Origin of the sequence: Sandarakinorhabdus sp. DWP1-3-1 (genome assembly GCF_049896705.1) — a bacterium.
Classification (GTDB): Bacteria; Pseudomonadota; Alphaproteobacteria; order Sphingomonadales; family Sphingomonadaceae; genus Sandarakinorhabdus.
In genome coordinates this window covers 17,972-36,055 of record NZ_JAFCUV010000003.1, presented here as the reverse complement: position 1 = coordinate 36,055, position 18,084 = coordinate 17,972, and the positions used below count along the sequence as shown (strand labels likewise).

The window sequence follows — 18,084 nt, the reverse complement described above, 5'->3', positions numbered from 1 at the left end:
CGGCGGCGGCTTCACGGCCGCCGCCGTTCGCTATCGTGCCGGCGGCCGGCGCGCGTCGACGATCGCTTCCAGCTCCAGCATCGGCAGCTGCGAGACGGTGATCAGTCCGGTGCGCGGCCGGTCGAGATCGAGCACCAGCACGATTGCCAGCGTCACCAGCACGAAGAAGGCCCAATTGGCCATCCGGGTGACATGGCCATGGACGGCGCCGGTATAGCCCAGGATCGCCGCGACGATCAGCGTGAACATCGCCAGCATGTCCATGACCAGCAAAGGGATATGCTCGCGCGCCATCGATTCGCGGCGGGCGGCGGCATCGTCCATCCGGGTCAACGCGTCGACCAGCGCGCGCGTCGTCAGCGGCTGGTCGCCGGCGGTGTTCAACCGGTCGGCGACATTCCACAGCGACAGCCGCACGCTGCGCCCGGCGGCATCGGTCGGCCGCGTCCGGTCGGTCTGGCGGTCGCGCTGGAAATAGTCGAGCCGCCCGTCGATATAGCGGCCCAGGCTGGCCTTGACCTCGCTTTCGGTCGGCTCGCGCAGCAGCTTGGCGCGCTGCCAGACCATGCCGATGGCGGCGGCTTCCTCCACCACCAGGTCGCGGCGGCCGTCATAGCGGTTGAGCGCCACCGAAAAGGTGAAGCTGACCAGCAGTGCCAGCAGGCTGACCGCCGCCGACGCGGCATAGCCGGTCTCCCCGCCCAGCGCCCGGCGCCGGCGAAAGCGGCCGGCGACTTCGGCAACGAGACACAGCGCGAGGAACAATCCGGGCCCGATGATCTCGATGGGCAGGATGTCGATCAGGCTGTTCATGGCGCCGGCGCTTACAGGGCCGCAACGATATCGTCCATGGCGCTTGATGGCGGCGCGGTTTCCCGGCAACAGGCAGGGCATGACCAGTCCCCGCACGCTCTACCAGAAGATCTGGGACGACCACCTCGTCCGCCAGCTCGATGACGGCACTGCGCTCATCTTCATCGATCGCCATCTCATCCACGAGGTGACGACGCCCCAGGCCTTCGAAAGCCTGCGCCTGGCCGGCCGTCGCCTGCGCCGCCCCGACCTGACGCTGGCGGTGCCCGATCATAACGTCCCGACGACCGACCGCAGCCTGCCGATCCTCGACCCGATGTCGCGGGCCCAGCTGGAGGCGCTGACCCGAAACTGCGCCGATTTCGGTGTCGAGATGTTCGCCATCGACGCCCCCGAACAGGGCATCGTCCATGTCATCGGCCCCGAACAGGGCTTCACCCTGCCGGGCGTCACCCTCGTCTGCGGCGACAGCCATACCGCGACGCACGGCGCCTTCGGGGCCCTGGCCTTCGGCATCGGCACGTCGGAGGTCGAACATGTCTTCGCGACGCAGACGCTGCTGCTGCGCCAGTCGAAGACGATGGAGGTGCGCATCACCGGCACGCTCGGTTTCTCGATTTCCCCCAAGGACGTGGCGATGGCGGTCATCGCCCGGCTCGGCACCGGCGGCGGCACCGGCTATGTCCTCGAATATACCGGCGCGGTCATCGACGACATGAGCATGGAAGGCCGCATGACGGTCTGCAACATGGCGATCGAGGCCGGCGCCCGCGCCGGGCTGGTGGCGCCCGATCAAAAGACCTTCGACTATGTCATCGGCCGGCCGCGGGCGCCGACGGGCGCCGCCCTCGACGCGGCGCTGGCTTGGTGGCGGACGCTGCCGACCGACGCCGGCGCCCGCTATGACGATACGGTGATCATCGACGGCAGCAGCATCGCGCCGCTGGTCACCTGGGGCACCAGCCCGGAAGATGTCGTCGCCATCGGCGATGTCGTGCCGGCGCCCGACAGCTTCGCCGACGAAGGCAAGCGCGCCGCGGCGGCGAAAAGCCTCGATTACATGGGGCTGACCGCCGGCACGCCGATGCAGGACCTGAGTGTCGAGAACGTCTTCATCGGCAGCTGCACCAACAGCCGCATCGAGGACCTGCGCGTGGCGGCGGCGGTGGCCCGGGGCCGCAAGGTCGCCGCCCACGTCAAGCAGGCGCTGGTCGTCCCCGGCTCCGGCCTCGTCAAGCGCCAGGCCGAGGCCGAAGGGCTCGACCGCATCTTCGTCGAGGCGGGGTTCGACTGGCGTGAACCCGGCTGCTCGATGTGCCTCGGCATGAATCCCGACCAGGTGCCGGCCGGTGAGCGCTGCGCCTCCACGTCGAACCGCAACTTCGTCGGCCGCCAGGGCGTCGGTGCGCGCACGCATCTGGTCAGCCCGGCGATGGCAGCGGCGGCGGCGGTGACCGGGCGGCTGACCGATGTGCGGGAGCTGATGGGCTAGCTCTGGTTGGGAAAGCAGGCGCTGGCGCGGACCGGCATGTTCATCGCGCTGATCGGCGCGAGGAACGGCGATCGGAAGGTGTAGCTGATGTCAACCCGGACAAGATTGCCGGCGCCGTCGCAGACCGTGTTCGGCGTGATGACGATGGCCGGGGCGCCGACCGTGACATACCAGCTGGCGGCGCGGCCGCGCACATAGTTGCGGGTCAGCTCTGCGTTATAGTCGCGGCCGGTGCCGTTGCTGACCGAGCACGACACCGCGCGCAGGCCGGCGCAGCGCGCGCCGGCAATCGCCACCTGCTGCAGCGCGCCGCGCGTCCATTGCAGCCGCGCATATTCGATGACGCCGAAGATCAGCACCAGCAGCGGCAGGATCAGCATGGCGAATTCGACCATGACCGATCCGCTGCGACGGCGGTCGGGGCCGGTCGTTCGACCGCGGCTCATTCCGTCTGCACGATGTTGGTGGCGACGACGGTGCCGTTGCGTACCAGGCCATAGGTCGACAGCAGCGGCGTGAAGGTCTTGCGCGCCGTGATGCGCACGAAGCGCCCGGCGGTGCCGCCGCCGGTGCAGCTGTTGCCGCAGGTCGTGGTGATCGCCCAGTCGCTGCCGGTGGTCGGGCAATAGCACAGCGCGTTGCTGGTGGTGGCGCTGCCGTTGCTGCTGACCGTCGCCTCGCCGCTGCCGACGGCGGTGGCCGACGGGCCGTTGTTGACCGTCACCGTCGCGGTGACACCACTGGTTTGCGACGAATTCGCCACCAGCCGGGCCAGCGACGTCGACAGCGCCGGGGCCCCATCGGTGCCGACGTCATCGCTGTGGACCATGCTGTAGTTGACGCCGGAGGCAACCGCGGCGTTGAGCCGGAACCGCGTGATCAGCAGATTGCCGATATCGACGACGCCGGCGAACATCGCCAGCAGCACCGGTGCGATGATGACGAATTCGATCGCGGCGGCGCCGCGGCGATCGAGGCGGGTGGGGTGCGGCCGGCGCATCAGCCGACCAGCCGTGCGGAGAAGCCGGCCGGGGTGCCGCTGCCCTGGCTCGAGATGCAGCTGCTGCCGAGCAGCGCGCCCGCCGACACGGTGATCTGGCGGCCGACGAGCTCCAGACAGCCGCTGGCATCGCCCAGCGAGGCACCGCCGCTGAAGTTCAGCGACCCGTTGGGCATGTAGAAGACGCCGGTGACGACGGTGTTGGAGGCGCCCGAAGTGAAGGTGCCGCCCGCCGTGATCGATGCCGACTGCGGCCCGATGACGGCAAAGCCGCCGAGCGCGCCGCTGGTCGGGGCGTTGATGACGACATTGCTGTATCCCGCCGACAGGCAGAACGACTGGCCGGCGCAGTCGCCGCTGGTCGCGGTGCTGCCCGCCGCCGCGCCGATGACGAAGGTGACATTGTCGGCATAAAGGCCGATCGTCGAACCGCCGCAGCTGCTGTCGCCGCCGCCGCTGCCGCCGAAATTGACGCTGCCGGTGATGGTGTAGACGCCGGCGCCCAGCTTCATCGCGCCGGTGCCCCACAGATTGCCCTTGATGTCGTGGTTGGGTGCCGCGCCGACGATCAGGCAGCTGCCGCCGCCGGTCAGGTTCACATGGCCGCCGAATTCATAGACGTTTCCGCCGGACGACGCGTCGGCCATGATCGTGTCGGCACCACCGTCGCCGCGGAAGGCATAGCCGTCGCTGCTGGCGCCGAACCGATAGCTGTTGTTGTTGCCCGAACCGAGGTTGAGCGTCGCGCCGCCGCCGGTGCGCACGCCGCCGGGCAGGTTGAACACCGATGGCCCGGCGATCGTCGTGGTGCCCGACGACAGCGCGCAGATGCTGTAGAAGCCGCTGCCGCCGCAGGCGATCGTGCCACGGCCGATGTTGAAGGTGCCCGAGCCGAACACCGTCGTCGCGCTGCCGTTGAGGTAGAGGCCCTGGCCGATGTTGTAGGTGCCGCTGGAAAAGGTCGCGGCGCCGCTGGTACCGACGTTGACAAAGCCGCTGACATTGAGCGCGATACCGTTGAATTCGGTGCCGCCATAGCCGCCCGTGTAATTGCCGCCGATGTTGAAGGTGCCGTTGCCGAAGGTCAGCTTGGCCTGGGCGGTGATCGAGCTGTTGATGGTCAGCACGGTCGCGTTGGTGACGCCGGGGTTGAGCCGCAGCGTGCAGCCGCCGCAGATGGAGCGGATCCGCATCACGGTGTTCGAACCCGACGGGCAGATATAGTCCCAGGCGTTCGAGGTCCAATAGGCGCGGCAGCCGTTGTTGCGGGCCTGGTTGTCGACATCGGTGACGTCGCTGGCGTTATAGCCGCCCTTGAAATCGACGTCGTTGCCGTTGCCCGGGATGGTGATGGCCGGCAGCACCGGTGCCGCCATCCCCGTCGCCTGCGACAGGCGCCCGGCCGCGGCGGCGACCGCGGCGTTGCCGGCATAGGGATCGGCGACCGGGGCGCGGACCGCGGTCTGCGTGGTGCCGTCGGCCTTGCGCAGCGGCGGCTGGCCACCGCCGCAGTTGGTCGGCATCACCACGTTGGCGGCATAGGTGATGCCGTTCGACTGGACATAGGCGCCGCAGTTGGCGACGGTCAGGTTGGCGTTCGACGCGACGCCGCAATTGTTGGCGGTGATGTTGGCACCGCCCGACACGGTGACGCCGGTGCCGCCGCCGTCGATGGCAGTGATGCAGCTCGGCGGGACCGCGGCCTGGGCGACCAGCTCGGCGGTGGCGACCACCGGCACGGCGACGCGGCGCGGGCCGTAGATGGCACTGCTGAGCAGCAGCGGCGCGAACTGGGTGACGGTGACCTGGATTGCCGATCGCGACGCATTGGCGGGCGATGTCACCTGTTCGGCAAGCACGGTCGCGCTGGACAGGTTGTTGAGGTTGGCGATGCGCGTCGCGGCGGCCCGTGCCGCGGACAGGCTGTTGCCGGCGCCGTGATAGGCGATCGCCGCGGCATAGGCCGCCGAATCGGCGACACGCTGATTGCGCGTCTGGATCATCAGCGCATTGCCGTATTCGACCGCCAGGCCGGACAGGGCGACCAGCGCCGGCACCAGCAGCATGAAGACCGTGCTGATCGCTCCGCTGCGGTCGCGCCAAAGCCTTTCCAAAACTTTAACCATGTTACGTTGCCCCCGTAACATTCCTACATAACACGCTCTAAACATGCAATGTTTCAAATCAGAAATTTTGCAAGATGAACGAAATGGCAGTCCTGACGCCAATATCCGAACGGCAGCGGAATAAAATAAGTCATTGATATTGAATGAGTAAAATTCTTCTGTACAATCAGCGTGTTAACGCTTTTGCCAGCATTTGCAGGGTGCTGCAGTGCACCTAAAAATCGGAAAAATTCAGCCGCGCGCGGCCACCGGATCGAGGATCGTGTCGACGGCCGCGGGCAGCAGCCCCGGATAGTCGGTGGTGTAGTGCAGCCCCCGACTCTCGCGCCGGGCGCGCGCCGATCGCACGATCAGGTCGGCGACGGTGACGAGGTTGCGCAGTTCGATCAGGTCGGGCGTCACCCGGAAATTGCCATAATAATCGGCAACTTCCTTGCGCAGCAGCTTGACCCGATGGGCAGCGCGCTCCAGCCTCTTGTCGGTGCGCACGATACCGACATAGTCCCACATGAAGCGGCGCAGCTCGTCCCAATTGTGCGCGACGACGATTTCCTCGTCCGAATCGGTAACGCGGCTTTCGTCCCACGGCCGAATCGCCGGAAGCGCCGTGGCGTCCCAGCCGGCGGCGATGTCGTCGGCCACCGCCTGGCCGAACACCAGGCATTCGAGGATGGAATTCGACGCCAGCCGGTTGGCGCCGTGCAGCCCCGACTGCGTCACCTCGCCCGCCGCCCACAGCCCGGTTAGGTCGGTGCGGCCGGCGAGATCGACCATCACCCCGCCGCACGAATAATGCGCCGCCGGCACCACCGGGATCGGCTGGATCGTGCAGTCGATGCCGAGTTCGAGCAGCCGGGCATGGATGGTCGGGAAATGCTGGCGGACGAAATCGGCCCCCAGATGCGCGATGTCGAGCAGCACATGGTCGAGCCCCAGCCGCTTCATCTCGGCATCGATGGCCCGCGCCACGACATCGCGCGGTGCCAGTTCCAGCCGCTCGTCATAGCGGTGCATGAAACGCTCGCCCGACGGCAATTTCAGATGCCCGCCTTCGCCCCGGCACGCCTCGGTGATCAGGAAATTCTTGACCGTCGGATGGAACAGGCAGGTCGGGTGAAACTGGTTGAATTCCATGTTCGACACCCGGCAGCCGGCGCGCCAGGCCATGGCGATGCCGTCGCCGGTCGAACCGTCGGGATTGGTCGAATATTGATAGACGCGGCTCGCACCGCCGGTCGCCAGCACCACCGCCTTGCCGATAAAGCGCTGCACCTGCTTCGTGGTCGTGTCGAAGGCATAGACGCCGTGGCAGCCGCGCGGCGCAAAGCGTTCGCCCTCGACATGCGCCGCGGTGATCAGGTCGATGGCGACCATGCCCGGCACCAGCGTGATGTTGGGGTGCGCCGTCGCCGCCTTTTGCAGGGCCTGCTGCACCGCCCAGCCGGTGGCATCGTCGACATGGACGATGCGGCGGTGCGAATGGCCGCCCTCCCGCGTCAGGTGCCAGCGCTCGCTGATCGTCTCGCCCGGGTTGAACGGCACGCCCAGCGCGGCGAGCCGGTCGATGGCGGCCGACGCATGCTCGACGACGAATTCGACCGTGGCGCGGTGGTTCAGCCCGGCGCCGGCGACCATCGTGTCCTCGATATGGCTCTCGAACGTGTCGCCGGCCTCCAGCACCGCGGCGATGCCGCCCTGCGCCCAGGCCGTCGACCCGGCCGCCACATCGCCCTTGGCCAGCACAGCCACGTTGAAGCGGCCGGCCAGGTTCAGCGCCGCGGTCAGCCCGGCGGCGCCCGAACCGATGATGACGACGTCGAAGGTGCGCGCGTCGGGCGCCGGGCGCCTAGCCATGGTTGCGCGTCAGCTCCAGGAACACATCCTCCAGGTCGGCTTCCTGTGTCGACACATCGACGACGCCCAGCCCGGCGGCGGCGACCGCGGCGAGCACCTGGCCGGCGTTGCGGGTGCGCTTGTCATAGGTCAGCGTCAGCACCCGCTCACCCTTCAGCTCGGTGCGGCCGGCGAGGCTGGCTGGAACCTCGGCAAGATCGCGATCGACGGTGACGATCAGTTTCTTGTCGCCGGCGGTCGACAGCAGCACCGATGTCAGGTCGTTGGCGACGATCTCGCCGTTGTTGACGATCGCGATGCGGTCGCACAGCGCCTCGGCTTCCTCCAGGTAATGCGTCGTCAGCACGACGGTGGTGCCGGTGGCGTGGAGGGTGCGGACATAGTCCCACAGCTGCTGGCGCAGTTCGATGTCGACGCCGGCGGTCGGTTCATCGAGCACCAGCACCGGCGGGTTGTGGACCAGCGCCTTGGCGACCAGCAGCCGGCGCTTCATGCCGCCCGACAGCGTGCGCGAATAGACATGCGCCTTGTCGGCGAGGTGGACGGCTTCGAGCAGTTCCATCGACCGGCGCTCGGATTTCGGCACGCCGAACAGCCCGGCCTGCAGCTCGAGCGTCTCGAACGGCGTGAAGAAGGCGTCGAAGACCAGTTCCTGCGGCACGATCCCGATGCTGCGCTTGGCATTGCGCGGGTGGTCGTCGATGTCGAAGCCCCAGATGTCGGCCTTGCCGCCGGTCTTGTTGACGAGGCCGGCGAGGATGTTGATCATCGTCGACTTGCCGGCGCCGTTGGGGCCCAGCAGCCCGAACATGCTGCCGCGCGGAATTTCGAGGTCGATGCCCTTCAACGCCCGCTTGCCGCCGGCATAGGTCTTTTCAAGGCCGCGGATCGAAATGGCGGATTGGGTCATGCCAGCCGGATAGACCCCGGGGGCAGCAGCGGCAAGCGTGACATGGTGACGGGTGGTCGACACGAGCGCCCCCAACCGATTGGCCCGTCACCCCGGCGAAGGCCGAGGCCCATAAACCACAATCTGCGCAACCGAGGTGCCCCGCCAGCCAAGCGTTGGCCGGGAAGACGGCGAGTGGGCGCTTTCGTGCCCGAAATCGCGGTTCATGGGCCCCGGCCTCCGCCGGGGTGACAGTTTTTTAAAACCGCACCACCGCCTCGACCCCATACAGCCGCGGCAGCCCGCGGATGAACGTCGGGATCCCGAACCCCCCGCCGGTATTGCCGGCATCGAGCACATAGTCCCGGTTGCCGAGGTTCGTCGCAAAGCCGAGCAGCTGCCATTTGCCGCCGGGGTCCTGGATGCCGGCACGCAGGTTGACCAAGGTCACCGGGCCCTGCGACGTCACGGGGTTGTTCGGCAACTCGAAGAACACCCCGGAGCGATAGGTCAGTGTCGGTGTCGCGAACAGTTCGAGCGCCTCCGACAGCGGCAGCTTGACGGTGCCGCCGGCCGCCGCCTGCCATTCCGACTGCAGCCGGAAACGATCGCCCGAAAACGCCGGATAGCGCGGGTCCTCGTCGACCTTGGCACTGATATAGGCGCCATTGGCGAACAGGCTGAGGTTGCGGCCGACCTGGGCGCTGAATTCCGCCTCCACGCCATAGTTGGTGGCGCTGCCGGCGCTTTCGGTGCGGTTCGGCGCGCCGGGCGTGACGATCGTCACCTGGAAATTGTCGTATTTCAGGTAATAGGCGCCGATGCTGGCGTTGACGGCGCCGAACGCGCCCTTGATGCCGGCTTCATAGTTGGTGATCTTTTCCGCCGCGATATCGGTGCGCAGCGGCCGACCGACGCCGTTCACCCGTTGCGCGCCGAGCTGGACGACGGGCGAGCGGCGGCCCTTCGACCAGGTCATGTACAGGTTCACCTCGTCGGTGGCGCGGAACAGGATGTTGGCGCGCGGCAGAAACGCATTGTTGTTGCCGTTCGCGGTGAACGTCTGCCCGCCGGTGTCGATCTGCGGCAGCAACGGCGCGCCGCTGATCACCGAGTTGGGCGCCCGCGCGAAAAAGCCGCTGGTCCGGTCCTCGAACAGCATGCGCGCGCCGACGGTCAGTTCCAGCCGCGGCACCGGGATCCAGGTCGCATCGGCGAACACCGAGACATTGTGCATCTCCGCCGAATTCCTGAATTCCGAGCTGTAGGGGATGACGCTGGCGGCGCCGCGGGTCAGGATCGCCGTTGCCTGCGCCGCGGTCACCACGCCGACGGCGTTGATGCAGGGCAGGCCCGGCACCAGCCGCGCCGCGCATTGCAGATAGGTGCCTTCCTCGGTCGAAAACGGCACGCGCTGCGATCCGTCCTCGCGGAAGAAATTGATGCCGCCAAAGGCCCGGAAAGTGTCGCTGTCGTAATTGACGCGCGCTTCGGCGCTGAACTGCTTGCCGCGGGCATCTTCGGCGAATTCGAGGAACCAGGCCTGGGTGCCGTCGGCGTCGAAGACCTCGTTCGAATCGAACTGGCGATAGCCGGCGACGAGCGTGTAGCTGAGCGGCCCGTCGGCGTCGTAGGTCGCGGTGGCGCTGAGGTCATAGACGTTGCGGACCAGCTCGGGCTGGTCGCCGCCGAGCACCGCGGCGCTCACCGGCGAGCCGGCGACCTCGACGAAGGTGAAGGGCGAGGTGGTGCCGCCGGTCGGCGCAAAGGTGCCCGACTTGAAGGCGGTGCCCGGCGCGCGCTGGCCGTCATAGGTGCCGATGACATCGAGGCTGAAGCGGTCGGTCGGCGTGTAGCGCAGCGACAGCCGGGCGCCGTACTGGCCCTGGCCGTTGAGATCGTCGATGCGCGGACCGTTCGGCGTCTGCGATCCCGGCCGCCCGGCGATGTTCTCGACGACGCCGTCGCGCTTCTTGACGGCAAAGGCCAGGCGCGCGGCGAACACGTCGTTGCCCCAGTTGAGGAAGCCATCGACGCGGCGCTGATCGTAATTGCCATAGGCGCCGCGCAGTTCGGCCGAGATGCCGGGTTTCGGTCGGGCGGTGATGATGCTGACGGCACCGATGGCGGCGGCGGTGCCGAACAATGTCGCCTGCGGGCCCTTCACCGCCTCGATGCGCTCGAGGTCATAGAGGTCGAAATAGGAGCCGCGCGAGCGGCTGACGTCGACGCCGTTGAGATAGACGGTGACCGCCGGCGAACCCTGCGACGACCCCGAATCCGATGTGATGCCGCGGATGACAAAGCCCGGGTTGTTGGGGCTCTGCTCCTGGACGTTCAGCCCGGGCACATAGGCGGCGAGCTGGTCGAACTGGGTGATGCCGAGCTCGCGCAGCGTCCGGCCCGAATAGGCGGTGATGGTGATCGGCACGTTGGAAATGGTCTGCTCGCGCTTTTGCGCGGTGACGACGATCTCGGTGGTGTCATCGGCGGCGGCAACATCGGCGGCAATCGCATCGGCTGCGACGTCGGCGGCAAGACCGGGGGCGGCGAGCGCCAGCGTGGCAAAGGCAGTGGTGGCGAGGCAGGTGGCGCGCATGGAAATTACCCCTTGTTGCAGTGCGTCACGGCCCGTTGCAGCAAGCCCGTGACGATTGCGTTGCAGATCGCTGACAGTTCGAAGTTGCGGCGGCCTGCCGCGGCATCCCTGCGCGATCTCTGCCGCGTGACTCGCCGCCAGCGGCTTCTGCCGCGTGACTCGCCGCCACCGGCTTGGTAGGACGGCGCATGGACATCATCCCGCCGCCCGAAACCTTCGTCATCGATGCCGCGCGTGTCGCCTGTGACGGTGACGAACGCGGCGGCGACGGGCACCCGCGCGTCTGGCTGCAGATCGGCGCCGATGGCTTTGCCGATTGCAGCTATTGCGACCGGCGCTTCGTCCTTGCCGGCGGCCCGGCGGACCGGCGTTGACCCGGCGCGTTGCCGCCGCTGTCGTCGCGGCAGTGGTCCTTGTCGGCGCCGCGCCGCCGCTGCCGCCCTATGTCATCACCGTCGCCCCCGGTGGCCAGCCGCACATCCCGCTGGTCATCAAGCGCGGCAATCTCGATATCCGCCTGGCACTCAGCTTCGACACCGCGCTCGTGCTGAACGCCGAACCGGCAAAGCGCGCGGAGCTGAAGCCGTTCCCGCTGATCGGCAAGCGCACCTTCAAGAGCGCGCTGATCCCCGGCGGCGAGGCGACGTTCCGCGGCAACCTCTATGGCATCATGCCGCGCGGCCTGCCCAAATCGACGGTGCCGGCGATCTGGGTCGACAAGCCGATCGCCGCCGATGCCGATGGCGTCCTCGCCCTGTCGGCGCTGAAGACCGATCGCGTCGTCCTCGAACTCGGCCCCGTCGCGCCGGGCAGCCGGGTGCATCGGCTCAGCCGCCCCGACAAGGGCTCGGTGATGATGAAGGTCCGGCTTGGCGATGAAAAGATCTCGACGGCGCTGGAGCTGAATTCTCCCGATACGGTGATGAACGCCCGCGCCGCCGCCGCGCTGATCACTGCCGGCCTCGTCAAGCGGTCGGGGCAGGTGGGTTTCTGGCGGCCTTTCCCCGGCGTGGCGCTGCCCTTCGAACGGCTGACCCCGACGCCCGGCGCCCGCCTGCTCGACATGCCGCTGGTCCGCCCCGCGGTGCGCATCACCGAGGCCCAGGCGAAACAACTCGACGCCCAGGCCCGCGCCGGCACCAGCACCAGCGACGACGATGCCGATACGGTAACGGTGACCGCCAGCCGCAAGAAGGGCCGCGACCCGTGGATCCTGATCGGCCGCGACGTGCTGCAGCAATGCGCGCGGATCGAATTCGACCGGCCCGGAAAGACCTGGGCGCTGACCTGCGCTTTTTGAGGTCGCTCCCCGCAAGGGGAAGGGACGCAGTTGATCGCGCAATCAAGCAATTTGCGTGGAATCCCGTCGAAAATCCGCCGCAAACACCCCGCCCTATGCTGCCTGCCGCATCTCCAGCAGCGCCTCATAGCTCCCGAACAGATCGATAAAGTGCTGTTCCATCAGCCGAATCCCCGGTGCGGCCTGCAGTGTCGACGCCCTGAGCGCCGGCAATTGCGCAATCGCCGCCCCGATCGTCGTAGCGGCGCTCGCCGCATCGCCGGCCGCATAGCGCAAACCCAGCCCCGGCAAGGCCTGGTCACCGGCGCCGCCCTCGTCGGGAACCACGATCGGCAGCCCTGACGCCAGCGCCTCGGCCTGCACCATGCCGAAGGTTTCGGCGCTGGCGCCGTGCACCAGCAGGTCGGCACTGGCCAGCAACCGCGCCATTTCGTGGCGATCGCTGATCGGCGACATAAGCTGGATGTGCGGATTTTCGCCCACCGCGCGCAGCACCGCCGCCCGGCCATGGCCATCGCCGACCAGCACCAGCCCGAGCGGCCGGCTGTAACCCGCCGCCGTTGCGCCCGCGACGACCAGCGGCCAGCGTTTTTCGGGCGACAATCGCCCGATGCCGACCAGCAATGTGGCGGTTTCGGGCAGTTCGCATCGCGCCAGAAGTCGCGCCCGCAGCGCCGGATCGCGATGCGCCGGCGAAAACACCCCCGCCTCGACCCCCATCGGCACCGTCCGCACCCGCCGCAAGCCGCCCTCGGTCATGCGCTGCGTGAGGCTCGGCGAGGCACAGACGACCATGTCGAAGCCGTCGTCGAGCCGGCGCAGATGCCGCCAGAACCAGTCGAAACCGCGGTCGATGGTCTTGCGGCTGACCATCCCTTCCAGCCAGCGATAGGCCCAGGCCGACAGCGGATCGGCATGCATGATCAGCGCGCGGGGGGCCTTGCCCTGCCATTCCGCCACCGCCGTGGCGCTGCCCCAGGGTGACGACGCCTCGACGAAGTCGGGCCGGTGGGCATCCAGCGCATCATGGATGATGCCGTCATTCTCGAAATAGAAGTAGCTGCGGTCGAGCGGAAAGCGCGGCGAGGGGATGTTGACGATGCGCGCCGTCGGCCCGATCACCTCCGTCGCGGCATCGGCCCCCGGCACGATCACGGTCAGGTCATGGCCCAGCCGCGCCGCAGCGTATAATTTGTTGCGGGTATAGGTCCGGATACCGCCGCCGGTGGGCGAATAGAGCGCCGAGATGTCGACGATCTTCAACGCTGCCGCGTCCGCAGCGGGCCGAAACTCAGCAGGCCACGGCGGTAATTGAGGATGATCGGCACCGTCGTCAGGCCATTTCCGGCTACCAGCGTCGCCGACGCCGCCCTGGGCTTCGACAAACCCAGCTTGGGATTGCCCGGAAACCCGATACCGTCACTCGAAAGCGCGAACTTGTGGTTCGAATCGCGGTCGTGGAGCAGCGACAGCGTATAGGTGCCGGGCCCCGGCACGCGGATGCAGATCTGCGTCGGGCCCGTCGCCGGCACCGGCACATCGGCCCGGCGAAAGGTCTTTCCCGCCATCACCAGCAGATTGTCGTCCTGCAGGAAATCGTCGTCATTGGCCGGATACAGCTCGGCACGCAGCCGGCCGCTGCGATCCTTCATCCCGTCCGCCACCACGATCAGCGCCGGGCCGGTCTCGTTCGGCCGGCACATCCCCTCCGCCAGGCCCAGGTTCGGTGACGGCCGCACCCGCGCCGGCTCGGCCGCGCCGGCACCGGCCAGCGTCGCCGCCGCCAACAGGGCCGCCGGCCACCTCACCGGCGCCGCCAATTGGCCGCGTCGGCAGCGACCAGCGCCACGCCAAGGCCCAGGTGCGTCGCCAGGATCACGCTCGCCATCATCGTCATCAGCGCGCCGATATCGGCATCATGGCCGATCAGGAACACCGCCAGCCCGGCAAAGACGATATCCTTGTTGGGCAGCAACGGCAGCCGCGACAGCAGCATGCGCAGCGCCGACAGCAGCAGCCACCACTGGATCGACACCTCCGGCAACACCAGGTGCCAGCAGAAGGCCGTCAACGCGCCGCCGATGAAGATACGCGCCAGGTGGATGCCGGTGACGAACCACAGGTCGCGCCGCGGCAGGCTGAACAATGTCTTGCGGAACAGCAGGATCGCGCTCGACGAGGCGAGCACGAGCGCGGTCGACAACAGCAATGTCTTTGAATCCAGCCCCAGGTGCAGCGCGCCGAGCAGCGGATAGGCGATCGCCAGCATGCCGATGGTGACCGCATTGGCGGCCAGCGCCGACAGGATGGCGACATCCTTGATGGCCCCGAAGGGGGCAGACGTCATCGCCGTGCGCCGCCGTGCCCAGGTGTAAAGGTACAGTTCGCCGGCATAACCGAACAGCAGCTCATTGCCGATCAGTTTGCGCAGCAGCGCGCCCAGCCCCGAAATCGGCATTGCCCACAGCCGCCGGAAGATCAGCCAGTCGGCAAAGGGCGCCGACAGATACGATACGGCGAACACCAGCCAGAACAGCGGCGCCGTCGGCAGCAGGTCGCGAACCTCGCTGAAATCGACGCTGCGCAGCTGGACCAGCACCGCGACGAGGACCGCCAGCGAAAAGGCCGCGCCCAGCCACCATGTCCAGCCGCGCTCGCTGGTTTCGAGCGGCGCCGGATCGGACGCCGGGACGCCCAGACTGGCGCCGGCGGACAGGCTGGCATTGGCACTCAATACGGGGGCGTTCAACACGACAGGGGGGCGTCCACTGGTACGACTGCCACCCCATTACGCACCCAATATGGCATTTTCAGGGTGCCGGCGCACCGATCATCGCCGCAAACCGCGCTCCGGTGGTTGTATTTCGCATGCATCGGGCCGGCTCCCTGCGCTGAAACTGCTTCGCTAACGGGTCTGAACGCCCCACCGGCGCCGTTGGAGCCATGCCCGGACGACAGGGCAGCTCGCCGCACGGCCCGCGCTTCAGCCGTCGAGGTCGGCATAACGCGCCGCGCTGCGCCCCGGCAGCAGTCGCGCCAGCGTGGCGTCGAGGCTGTCGAGCAGCGCCGGCACGCGCGTGTCGCCCGGGTGAACCGCCACCCGCACCGTCGGCAACGGCTGCAGGCCCCGGCGCGCCAGCCCGGCAAAGAACAGCGAACTGGCGATGCGGGCCGGCGAACGGCTCGCCCAGGTGATCACCGGGCCGCGCGCCAGCACCGCGCCGTCGGCGGGGCGCCACACCTTCATGTGATCCTCGGCGAGCGCAAAGCCCTCGTCGCGCACCGCGGCCAGCGCATCGGCGCTGTACAGCCAGGCCGGCGCGATGAACCCCGCCACCGGCCGGCCGATGGCATCCTCCACCACGGCGCGCCCGCGGCGCAGGCGGGCGGTGGCCTCTTCATGGTCCAGCGCCGAAAATTCGCCCTCGCCAGCGGTCATGTGCTGGGCCCTGAAGCCCTTTGGCGCGTCATCGCGGTGCCGCCAGCCGTGCAGGAACATCTCCACCCCGGCATCGGCCCAGCCGCGCAGCCGCGCCTGGAACGCCTTGTCGGCCGCCAGCGGTGCCTGGTCCCAATGGTCGGGCACCACCAGCATGGCAAAGCGCGCCGCCTCCAGCCGGCGATCGAGCCGCTCCGCCAGCACGTCGACCTCGCGTTCGAAACGCGGCGATACGTCGTGGATGGAGGCGAGCAGGCGGCGCGGCATGGCGCCAGATTTCGGGCGCCCACCGGCTTTGTGCAAGTGTCGCGGCAAATCTGACAGTTTGCGAGGCCGCCGGCCGCCGGGCATGAAGGCCGGGTGACCGCCGTCTTTGCCCTGCCACCGCATGTGCCGCCCCCCGGTACCGCCCAGTTGCGTGCCGAAATCCGCGCCTTCATCGCTGAAAACATGCCCGCCGGCGACGCCGTGCGCCGCGCCAACAGCTGGTCGGTGGCCGATGCCGGCTTCTCGCGGGCGCTGGGCGCCGCCGGCTGGCTCGGCATGGTCTGGCCGCGGCAATGGGGCGGCCATGACCGCCCGGCCATGGACCGCTATGTGGTGCTGGAGGAACTGCTCGCCGCCGGCGCGCCGGTGGGGGCGCACTGGATCGCCGACCGCCAGACGGGGCCGCTGCTGCTGCGCTACGGCACCGACGCCCAGCGCCGGAAATACCTGCCCGGCATGGCCCGGGGGGAGGTCCATGCCTGCATCGGCCTGTCCGAACCCGGCGCCGGTTCCGATTTGGCGGCGGTTCGCTCGCGCGCCGAAAAGGTGCCGGGCGGCTGGCGCATCAACGGGCAAAAGCTGTGGACCAGCGGCGCCCACCGCGCCCATGCCATGCTTGCGCTCCTCCGCAGCGAAGCCGGCTCCGAACGCGGCGCCGGCCTCAGCCAGTTCCTGATCGACCTCGACACGCCCGGTATCACCATCCGCCCGGTCATCAACCTCACCGGCGAGCATGATTTCAACGAGGTGTTCTTCGACGACGTCATGGTCGGCGACGATGCGCTGGTCGGCGGGCAGGGCAATGGCTGGGCCCAGGTCACCGCCGAACTGGCGCTGGAACGCTCCGGCCCCGAACGGTATCTGTCGAGCCACGCCCTGCTGGTGACTCTCATCGACGCCGCCCGCGCTTCCGGCACCGAGAACGCCGCGCTGCGCGCCACCATCGGCAAGCTGATGGCGGAGCTGTGGACGCTGCGCCAGATGTCGATGGCGACCGCGGCAAAGCTCGCCGGCGGGGAGGATCCCGTCGTCGAGGCGGCGATCGTCAAGGATCTCGGCAATGATTTCGAACAGCGGCTGCCGCTGGCGGTGCAAGCGGTGCTCGATCTCGACCTCGACGGCTCGACCGAACTGGTGCGGGTGCTGAGCCATCTGCTGCAGGTATCCCCCAGCTTCTCGCTGCGCGGCGGCACCCGCGAGATATTGCGCGGCATCATCGCCCGCGGGCTGGGGCTGCGATGAGCGAGCTCAGACCCCAGGTCGTCGCCACCGCGCAGGCGCTGTTTGCGGCGGCGCCCGGCTGGCCGGCGATCGTCGCCGCCGGTTTCCCGCTGCTGCTGGTGCCGGAAAGCGCCGGCGGCTTCGGCGGTGACTGGGGCGACGCCTTTGCCGTGCTGCAGGTCGCCGGCGCCGAGGCGCTCGCCCAGCCGCTGGCGGAGGCCATGCTGGCTGCGCACCTGGTTGCCCGCGCCGGGGTGGTGGCGCCGCACGGGCTGGTCACCATCGGCAGCGGCGGCGGCACGATCCGCAGCGGCAAGTTCACCGGCCATGTCGCCGCGGTGCCCTGGGGCCGGGTCGCCGACCAGGTCGTCGCCACCGTCGAAACCGACGCTGCCGAGCCGGTGCTACTGCTGCTGCCCGCCGGCGCGGTTACGGAGGGCCTCAGCCCGGCCGGGGAACCCCGCGACCGGCTCGATTATCGCGGTGTGCCGGCGGTGCGGCTGGGGGATGCCGACCATGCGCTCTACGGCGCCTTCCTGCGCGTCGGCCAGTCGGCGGGCGCGCTGGCCGCCGCGCTCGGTCTCGCCACCACCCATGTCAACGCCCGCATCCAGTTCGGCAAGCCGCTCGCCAAGCTGCAGGCCGTCCAGCAGTCGCTGGCGGTACTCGCCGAAGAGGTCGCGGCGGTGCAGATGGCGGGTGCTGCCGCCGCAGCGGCGCTCGATCGCGGCGGCGGCGCCTACGAGATGATGGCGGCGAAGCTGCGCACCAACATGGCCATCCACCGCGGCGTCGCGCTCGCCCACCAGGTCCATGGCGCCATCGGCTTTACCCAGGATTATCCGCTGCACCGCCTGACGCGCCGCCTGATGGGCTGGCGATCGGACTTCGGCGGCGACAGCTGGGCGGAAATGCTGGGAGAACAGGCGCTGTCGGAGCCCGGGGCCGGGCTGTGGGCGGACATGGTGCGGCGCGGGGACGGATAGTTCCCTGTCACCCCGGCGAAGGCCGGGGCCCATGAACCACAAACTTTGCCACACGCGGGGTCAATCCGCGGCAACGATCGTGGGCCATGGGTCCCGGC

The 18,084-nt window shown here is 68.6% G+C and carries 16 protein-coding genes; 5 read left to right on the top strand and 11 right to left on the bottom strand.

What is annotated here, in order from left to right; all coding sequences use genetic code 11:
- Nucleotides 1–30: 30 nt before the first annotated feature.
- On the bottom strand, nucleotides 31–813 hold the full coding sequence (locus ACP7AI_RS13845) for a hypothetical protein (RefSeq protein WP_426168454.1): 783 nt from the start codon (nucleotides 811–813) through the stop codon (nucleotides 31–33).
- A gap of 79 nt (nucleotides 814–892) precedes the next feature.
- On the opposite strand from ACP7AI_RS13845, the gene leuC reads away from it, so the two are divergent.
- Nucleotides 893–2,305 carry a 3-isopropylmalate dehydratase large subunit gene (leuC, locus tag ACP7AI_RS13840; RefSeq protein ID WP_426168452.1) on the top strand — a complete coding sequence of 471 codons (1,413 nt, stop codon included), beginning with the start codon at nucleotides 893–895 and terminating at the stop codon, nucleotides 2,303–2,305.
- Here leuC and ACP7AI_RS13835 read toward each other — a convergent pair.
- The 6 genes from ACP7AI_RS13835 to ACP7AI_RS13810 all read right to left on the bottom strand — a co-directional run bounded on the left by ACP7AI_RS13835 (nucleotide 2,302) and on the right by ACP7AI_RS13810 (nucleotide 10,773).
- Nucleotides 2,302–2,700 carry a TadE/TadG family type IV pilus assembly protein gene (locus tag ACP7AI_RS13835; RefSeq protein WP_426168450.1) on the bottom strand — a complete coding sequence of 133 codons (399 nt, stop codon included), beginning with the start codon at nucleotides 2,698–2,700 and terminating at the stop codon, nucleotides 2,302–2,304. The two genes, leuC and ACP7AI_RS13835, sit on opposite strands and share 4 nt — an antisense overlap.
- Before the next feature lie 47 nt (nucleotides 2,701–2,747).
- Nucleotides 2,748–3,305 (bottom strand): TadE/TadG family type IV pilus assembly protein, encoded by a 558-nt coding sequence (locus tag ACP7AI_RS13830; RefSeq protein ID WP_426168447.1) that lies wholly within the window; start codon nucleotides 3,303–3,305, stop codon nucleotides 2,748–2,750.
- Nucleotides 3,305–5,419 carry a pilus assembly protein TadG-related protein gene (locus tag ACP7AI_RS13825; protein WP_426168446.1) on the bottom strand — a complete coding sequence of 705 codons (2,115 nt, stop codon included), beginning with the start codon at nucleotides 5,417–5,419 and terminating at the stop codon, nucleotides 3,305–3,307. Before ACP7AI_RS13825 ends, ACP7AI_RS13830 begins: the two co-directional genes overlap by 1 nt.
- A 243-nt stretch (nucleotides 5,420–5,662) precedes the next feature.
- Nucleotides 5,663–7,285 carry an L-aspartate oxidase gene (gene nadB / locus ACP7AI_RS13820; RefSeq protein WP_426168443.1) on the bottom strand — a complete coding sequence of 541 codons (1,623 nt, stop codon included), beginning with the start codon at nucleotides 7,283–7,285 and terminating at the stop codon, nucleotides 5,663–5,665.
- Nucleotides 7,278–8,195 carry an ABC transporter ATP-binding protein gene (locus ACP7AI_RS13815; RefSeq protein ID WP_426168441.1) on the bottom strand — a complete coding sequence of 306 codons (918 nt, stop codon included), beginning with the start codon at nucleotides 8,193–8,195 and terminating at the stop codon, nucleotides 7,278–7,280. Before ACP7AI_RS13815 ends, nadB begins: the two co-directional genes overlap by 8 nt.
- A 238-nt stretch (nucleotides 8,196–8,433) precedes the next feature.
- Nucleotides 8,434–10,773 carry a TonB-dependent receptor gene (locus ACP7AI_RS13810; protein ID WP_426168439.1) on the bottom strand — a complete coding sequence of 780 codons (2,340 nt, stop codon included), beginning with the start codon at nucleotides 10,771–10,773 and terminating at the stop codon, nucleotides 8,434–8,436.
- A gap of 188 nt (nucleotides 10,774–10,961) precedes the next feature.
- Here ACP7AI_RS13810 and ACP7AI_RS13805 point away from each other — a divergent pair, with 188 nt between their 5' ends.
- Nucleotides 10,962–11,147, top strand: a complete 186-nt coding sequence (locus ACP7AI_RS13805; RefSeq protein ID WP_426168437.1) for a zinc-finger domain-containing protein — start codon at nucleotides 10,962–10,964, stop codon at nucleotides 11,145–11,147.
- Nucleotides 11,144–12,073, top strand: coding sequence for a hypothetical protein (locus ACP7AI_RS13800; RefSeq protein WP_426168434.1), 930 nt, complete (start codon nucleotides 11,144–11,146; stop codon nucleotides 12,071–12,073). The genes ACP7AI_RS13805 and ACP7AI_RS13800 overlap by 4 nt, the downstream gene beginning before the upstream one ends.
- 93 nt (nucleotides 12,074–12,166) lie before the next feature.
- Here the strand turns inward: ACP7AI_RS13800 and ACP7AI_RS13795 are convergent, their stop codons facing one another.
- From ACP7AI_RS13795 to ACP7AI_RS13780, 4 genes are all read right to left on the bottom strand, one after another.
- A complete protein-coding gene (locus ACP7AI_RS13795) occupies nucleotides 12,167–13,336 on the bottom strand; it encodes a glycosyltransferase (protein WP_426168432.1) in 1,170 nt (389 codons plus the stop codon).
- Nucleotides 13,333–13,881 carry a DUF2141 domain-containing protein gene (locus ACP7AI_RS13790; protein ID WP_426168430.1) on the bottom strand — a complete coding sequence of 183 codons (549 nt, stop codon included), beginning with the start codon at nucleotides 13,879–13,881 and terminating at the stop codon, nucleotides 13,333–13,335. Before ACP7AI_RS13790 ends, ACP7AI_RS13795 begins: the two co-directional genes overlap by 4 nt.
- The gene (locus ACP7AI_RS13785) at nucleotides 13,878–14,825 is read right to left on the bottom strand and encodes a hypothetical protein (RefSeq protein WP_426168427.1); all 948 of its coding nucleotides are present in this window, start codon (nucleotides 14,823–14,825) and stop codon (nucleotides 13,878–13,880) included. Before ACP7AI_RS13785 ends, ACP7AI_RS13790 begins: the two co-directional genes overlap by 4 nt.
- 231 nt (nucleotides 14,826–15,056) lie before the next feature.
- Nucleotides 15,057–15,779: a DUF2334 domain-containing protein gene (locus ACP7AI_RS13780; RefSeq protein WP_426168424.1), complete on the bottom strand. Its 723-nt coding sequence runs from the start codon at nucleotides 15,777–15,779 to the stop codon at nucleotides 15,057–15,059.
- Between the two features lie 93 nt (nucleotides 15,780–15,872).
- Here ACP7AI_RS13780 and ACP7AI_RS13775 point away from each other — a divergent pair, with 93 nt between their 5' ends.
- Nucleotides 15,873–17,021, top strand: a complete 1,149-nt coding sequence (locus ACP7AI_RS13775; protein WP_426168422.1) for an acyl-CoA dehydrogenase family protein — start codon at nucleotides 15,873–15,875, stop codon at nucleotides 17,019–17,021.
- Nucleotides 17,018–17,986: an acyl-CoA dehydrogenase family protein gene (locus tag ACP7AI_RS13770; protein WP_426168420.1), complete on the top strand. Its 969-nt coding sequence runs from the start codon at nucleotides 17,018–17,020 to the stop codon at nucleotides 17,984–17,986. The genes ACP7AI_RS13775 and ACP7AI_RS13770 overlap by 4 nt, the downstream gene beginning before the upstream one ends.
- Nucleotides 17,987–18,084 lie beyond the last annotated feature (98 nt).

What these genes read in the sequence shown, in the direction of transcription:
- ACP7AI_RS13815 (WP_426168441.1), bottom strand. Translation starts at nt 8,195, where the DNA reads ATGACCCAATCCGCCATTTCGATCCGCGGCCTTGAAAAGACCTATGCC.
- ACP7AI_RS13770 (WP_426168420.1), top strand. Translation starts at nt 17,018, where the DNA reads ATGAGCGAGCTCAGACCCCAGGTCGTCGCCACCGCGCAGGCGCTGTTT.
- ACP7AI_RS13835 (WP_426168450.1), bottom strand. Translation starts at nt 2,700, where the DNA reads ATGGTCGAATTCGCCATGCTGATCCTGCCGCTGCTGGTGCTGATCTTC.
- ACP7AI_RS13830 (WP_426168447.1), bottom strand. Translation starts at nt 3,305, where the DNA reads ATGCGCCGGCCGCACCCCACCCGCCTCGATCGCCGCGGCGCCGCCGCG.
- ACP7AI_RS13845 (WP_426168454.1), bottom strand. Translation starts at nt 813, where the DNA reads ATGAACAGCCTGATCGACATCCTGCCCATCGAGATCATCGGGCCCGGA.
- nadB (WP_426168443.1), bottom strand. Translation starts at nt 7,285, where the DNA reads ATGGCTAGGCGCCCGGCGCCCGACGCGCGCACCTTCGACGTCGTCATC.
- ACP7AI_RS13780 (WP_426168424.1), bottom strand. Translation starts at nt 15,779, where the DNA reads ATGCCGCGCCGCCTGCTCGCCTCCATCCACGACGTATCGCCGCGTTTC.
- leuC (WP_426168452.1), top strand. Translation starts at nt 893, where the DNA reads ATGACCAGTCCCCGCACGCTCTACCAGAAGATCTGGGACGACCACCTC.
- ACP7AI_RS13805 (WP_426168437.1), top strand. Translation starts at nt 10,962, where the DNA reads ATGGACATCATCCCGCCGCCCGAAACCTTCGTCATCGATGCCGCGCGT.
- ACP7AI_RS13810 (WP_426168439.1), bottom strand. Translation starts at nt 10,773, where the DNA reads ATGCGCGCCACCTGCCTCGCCACCACTGCCTTTGCCACGCTGGCGCTC.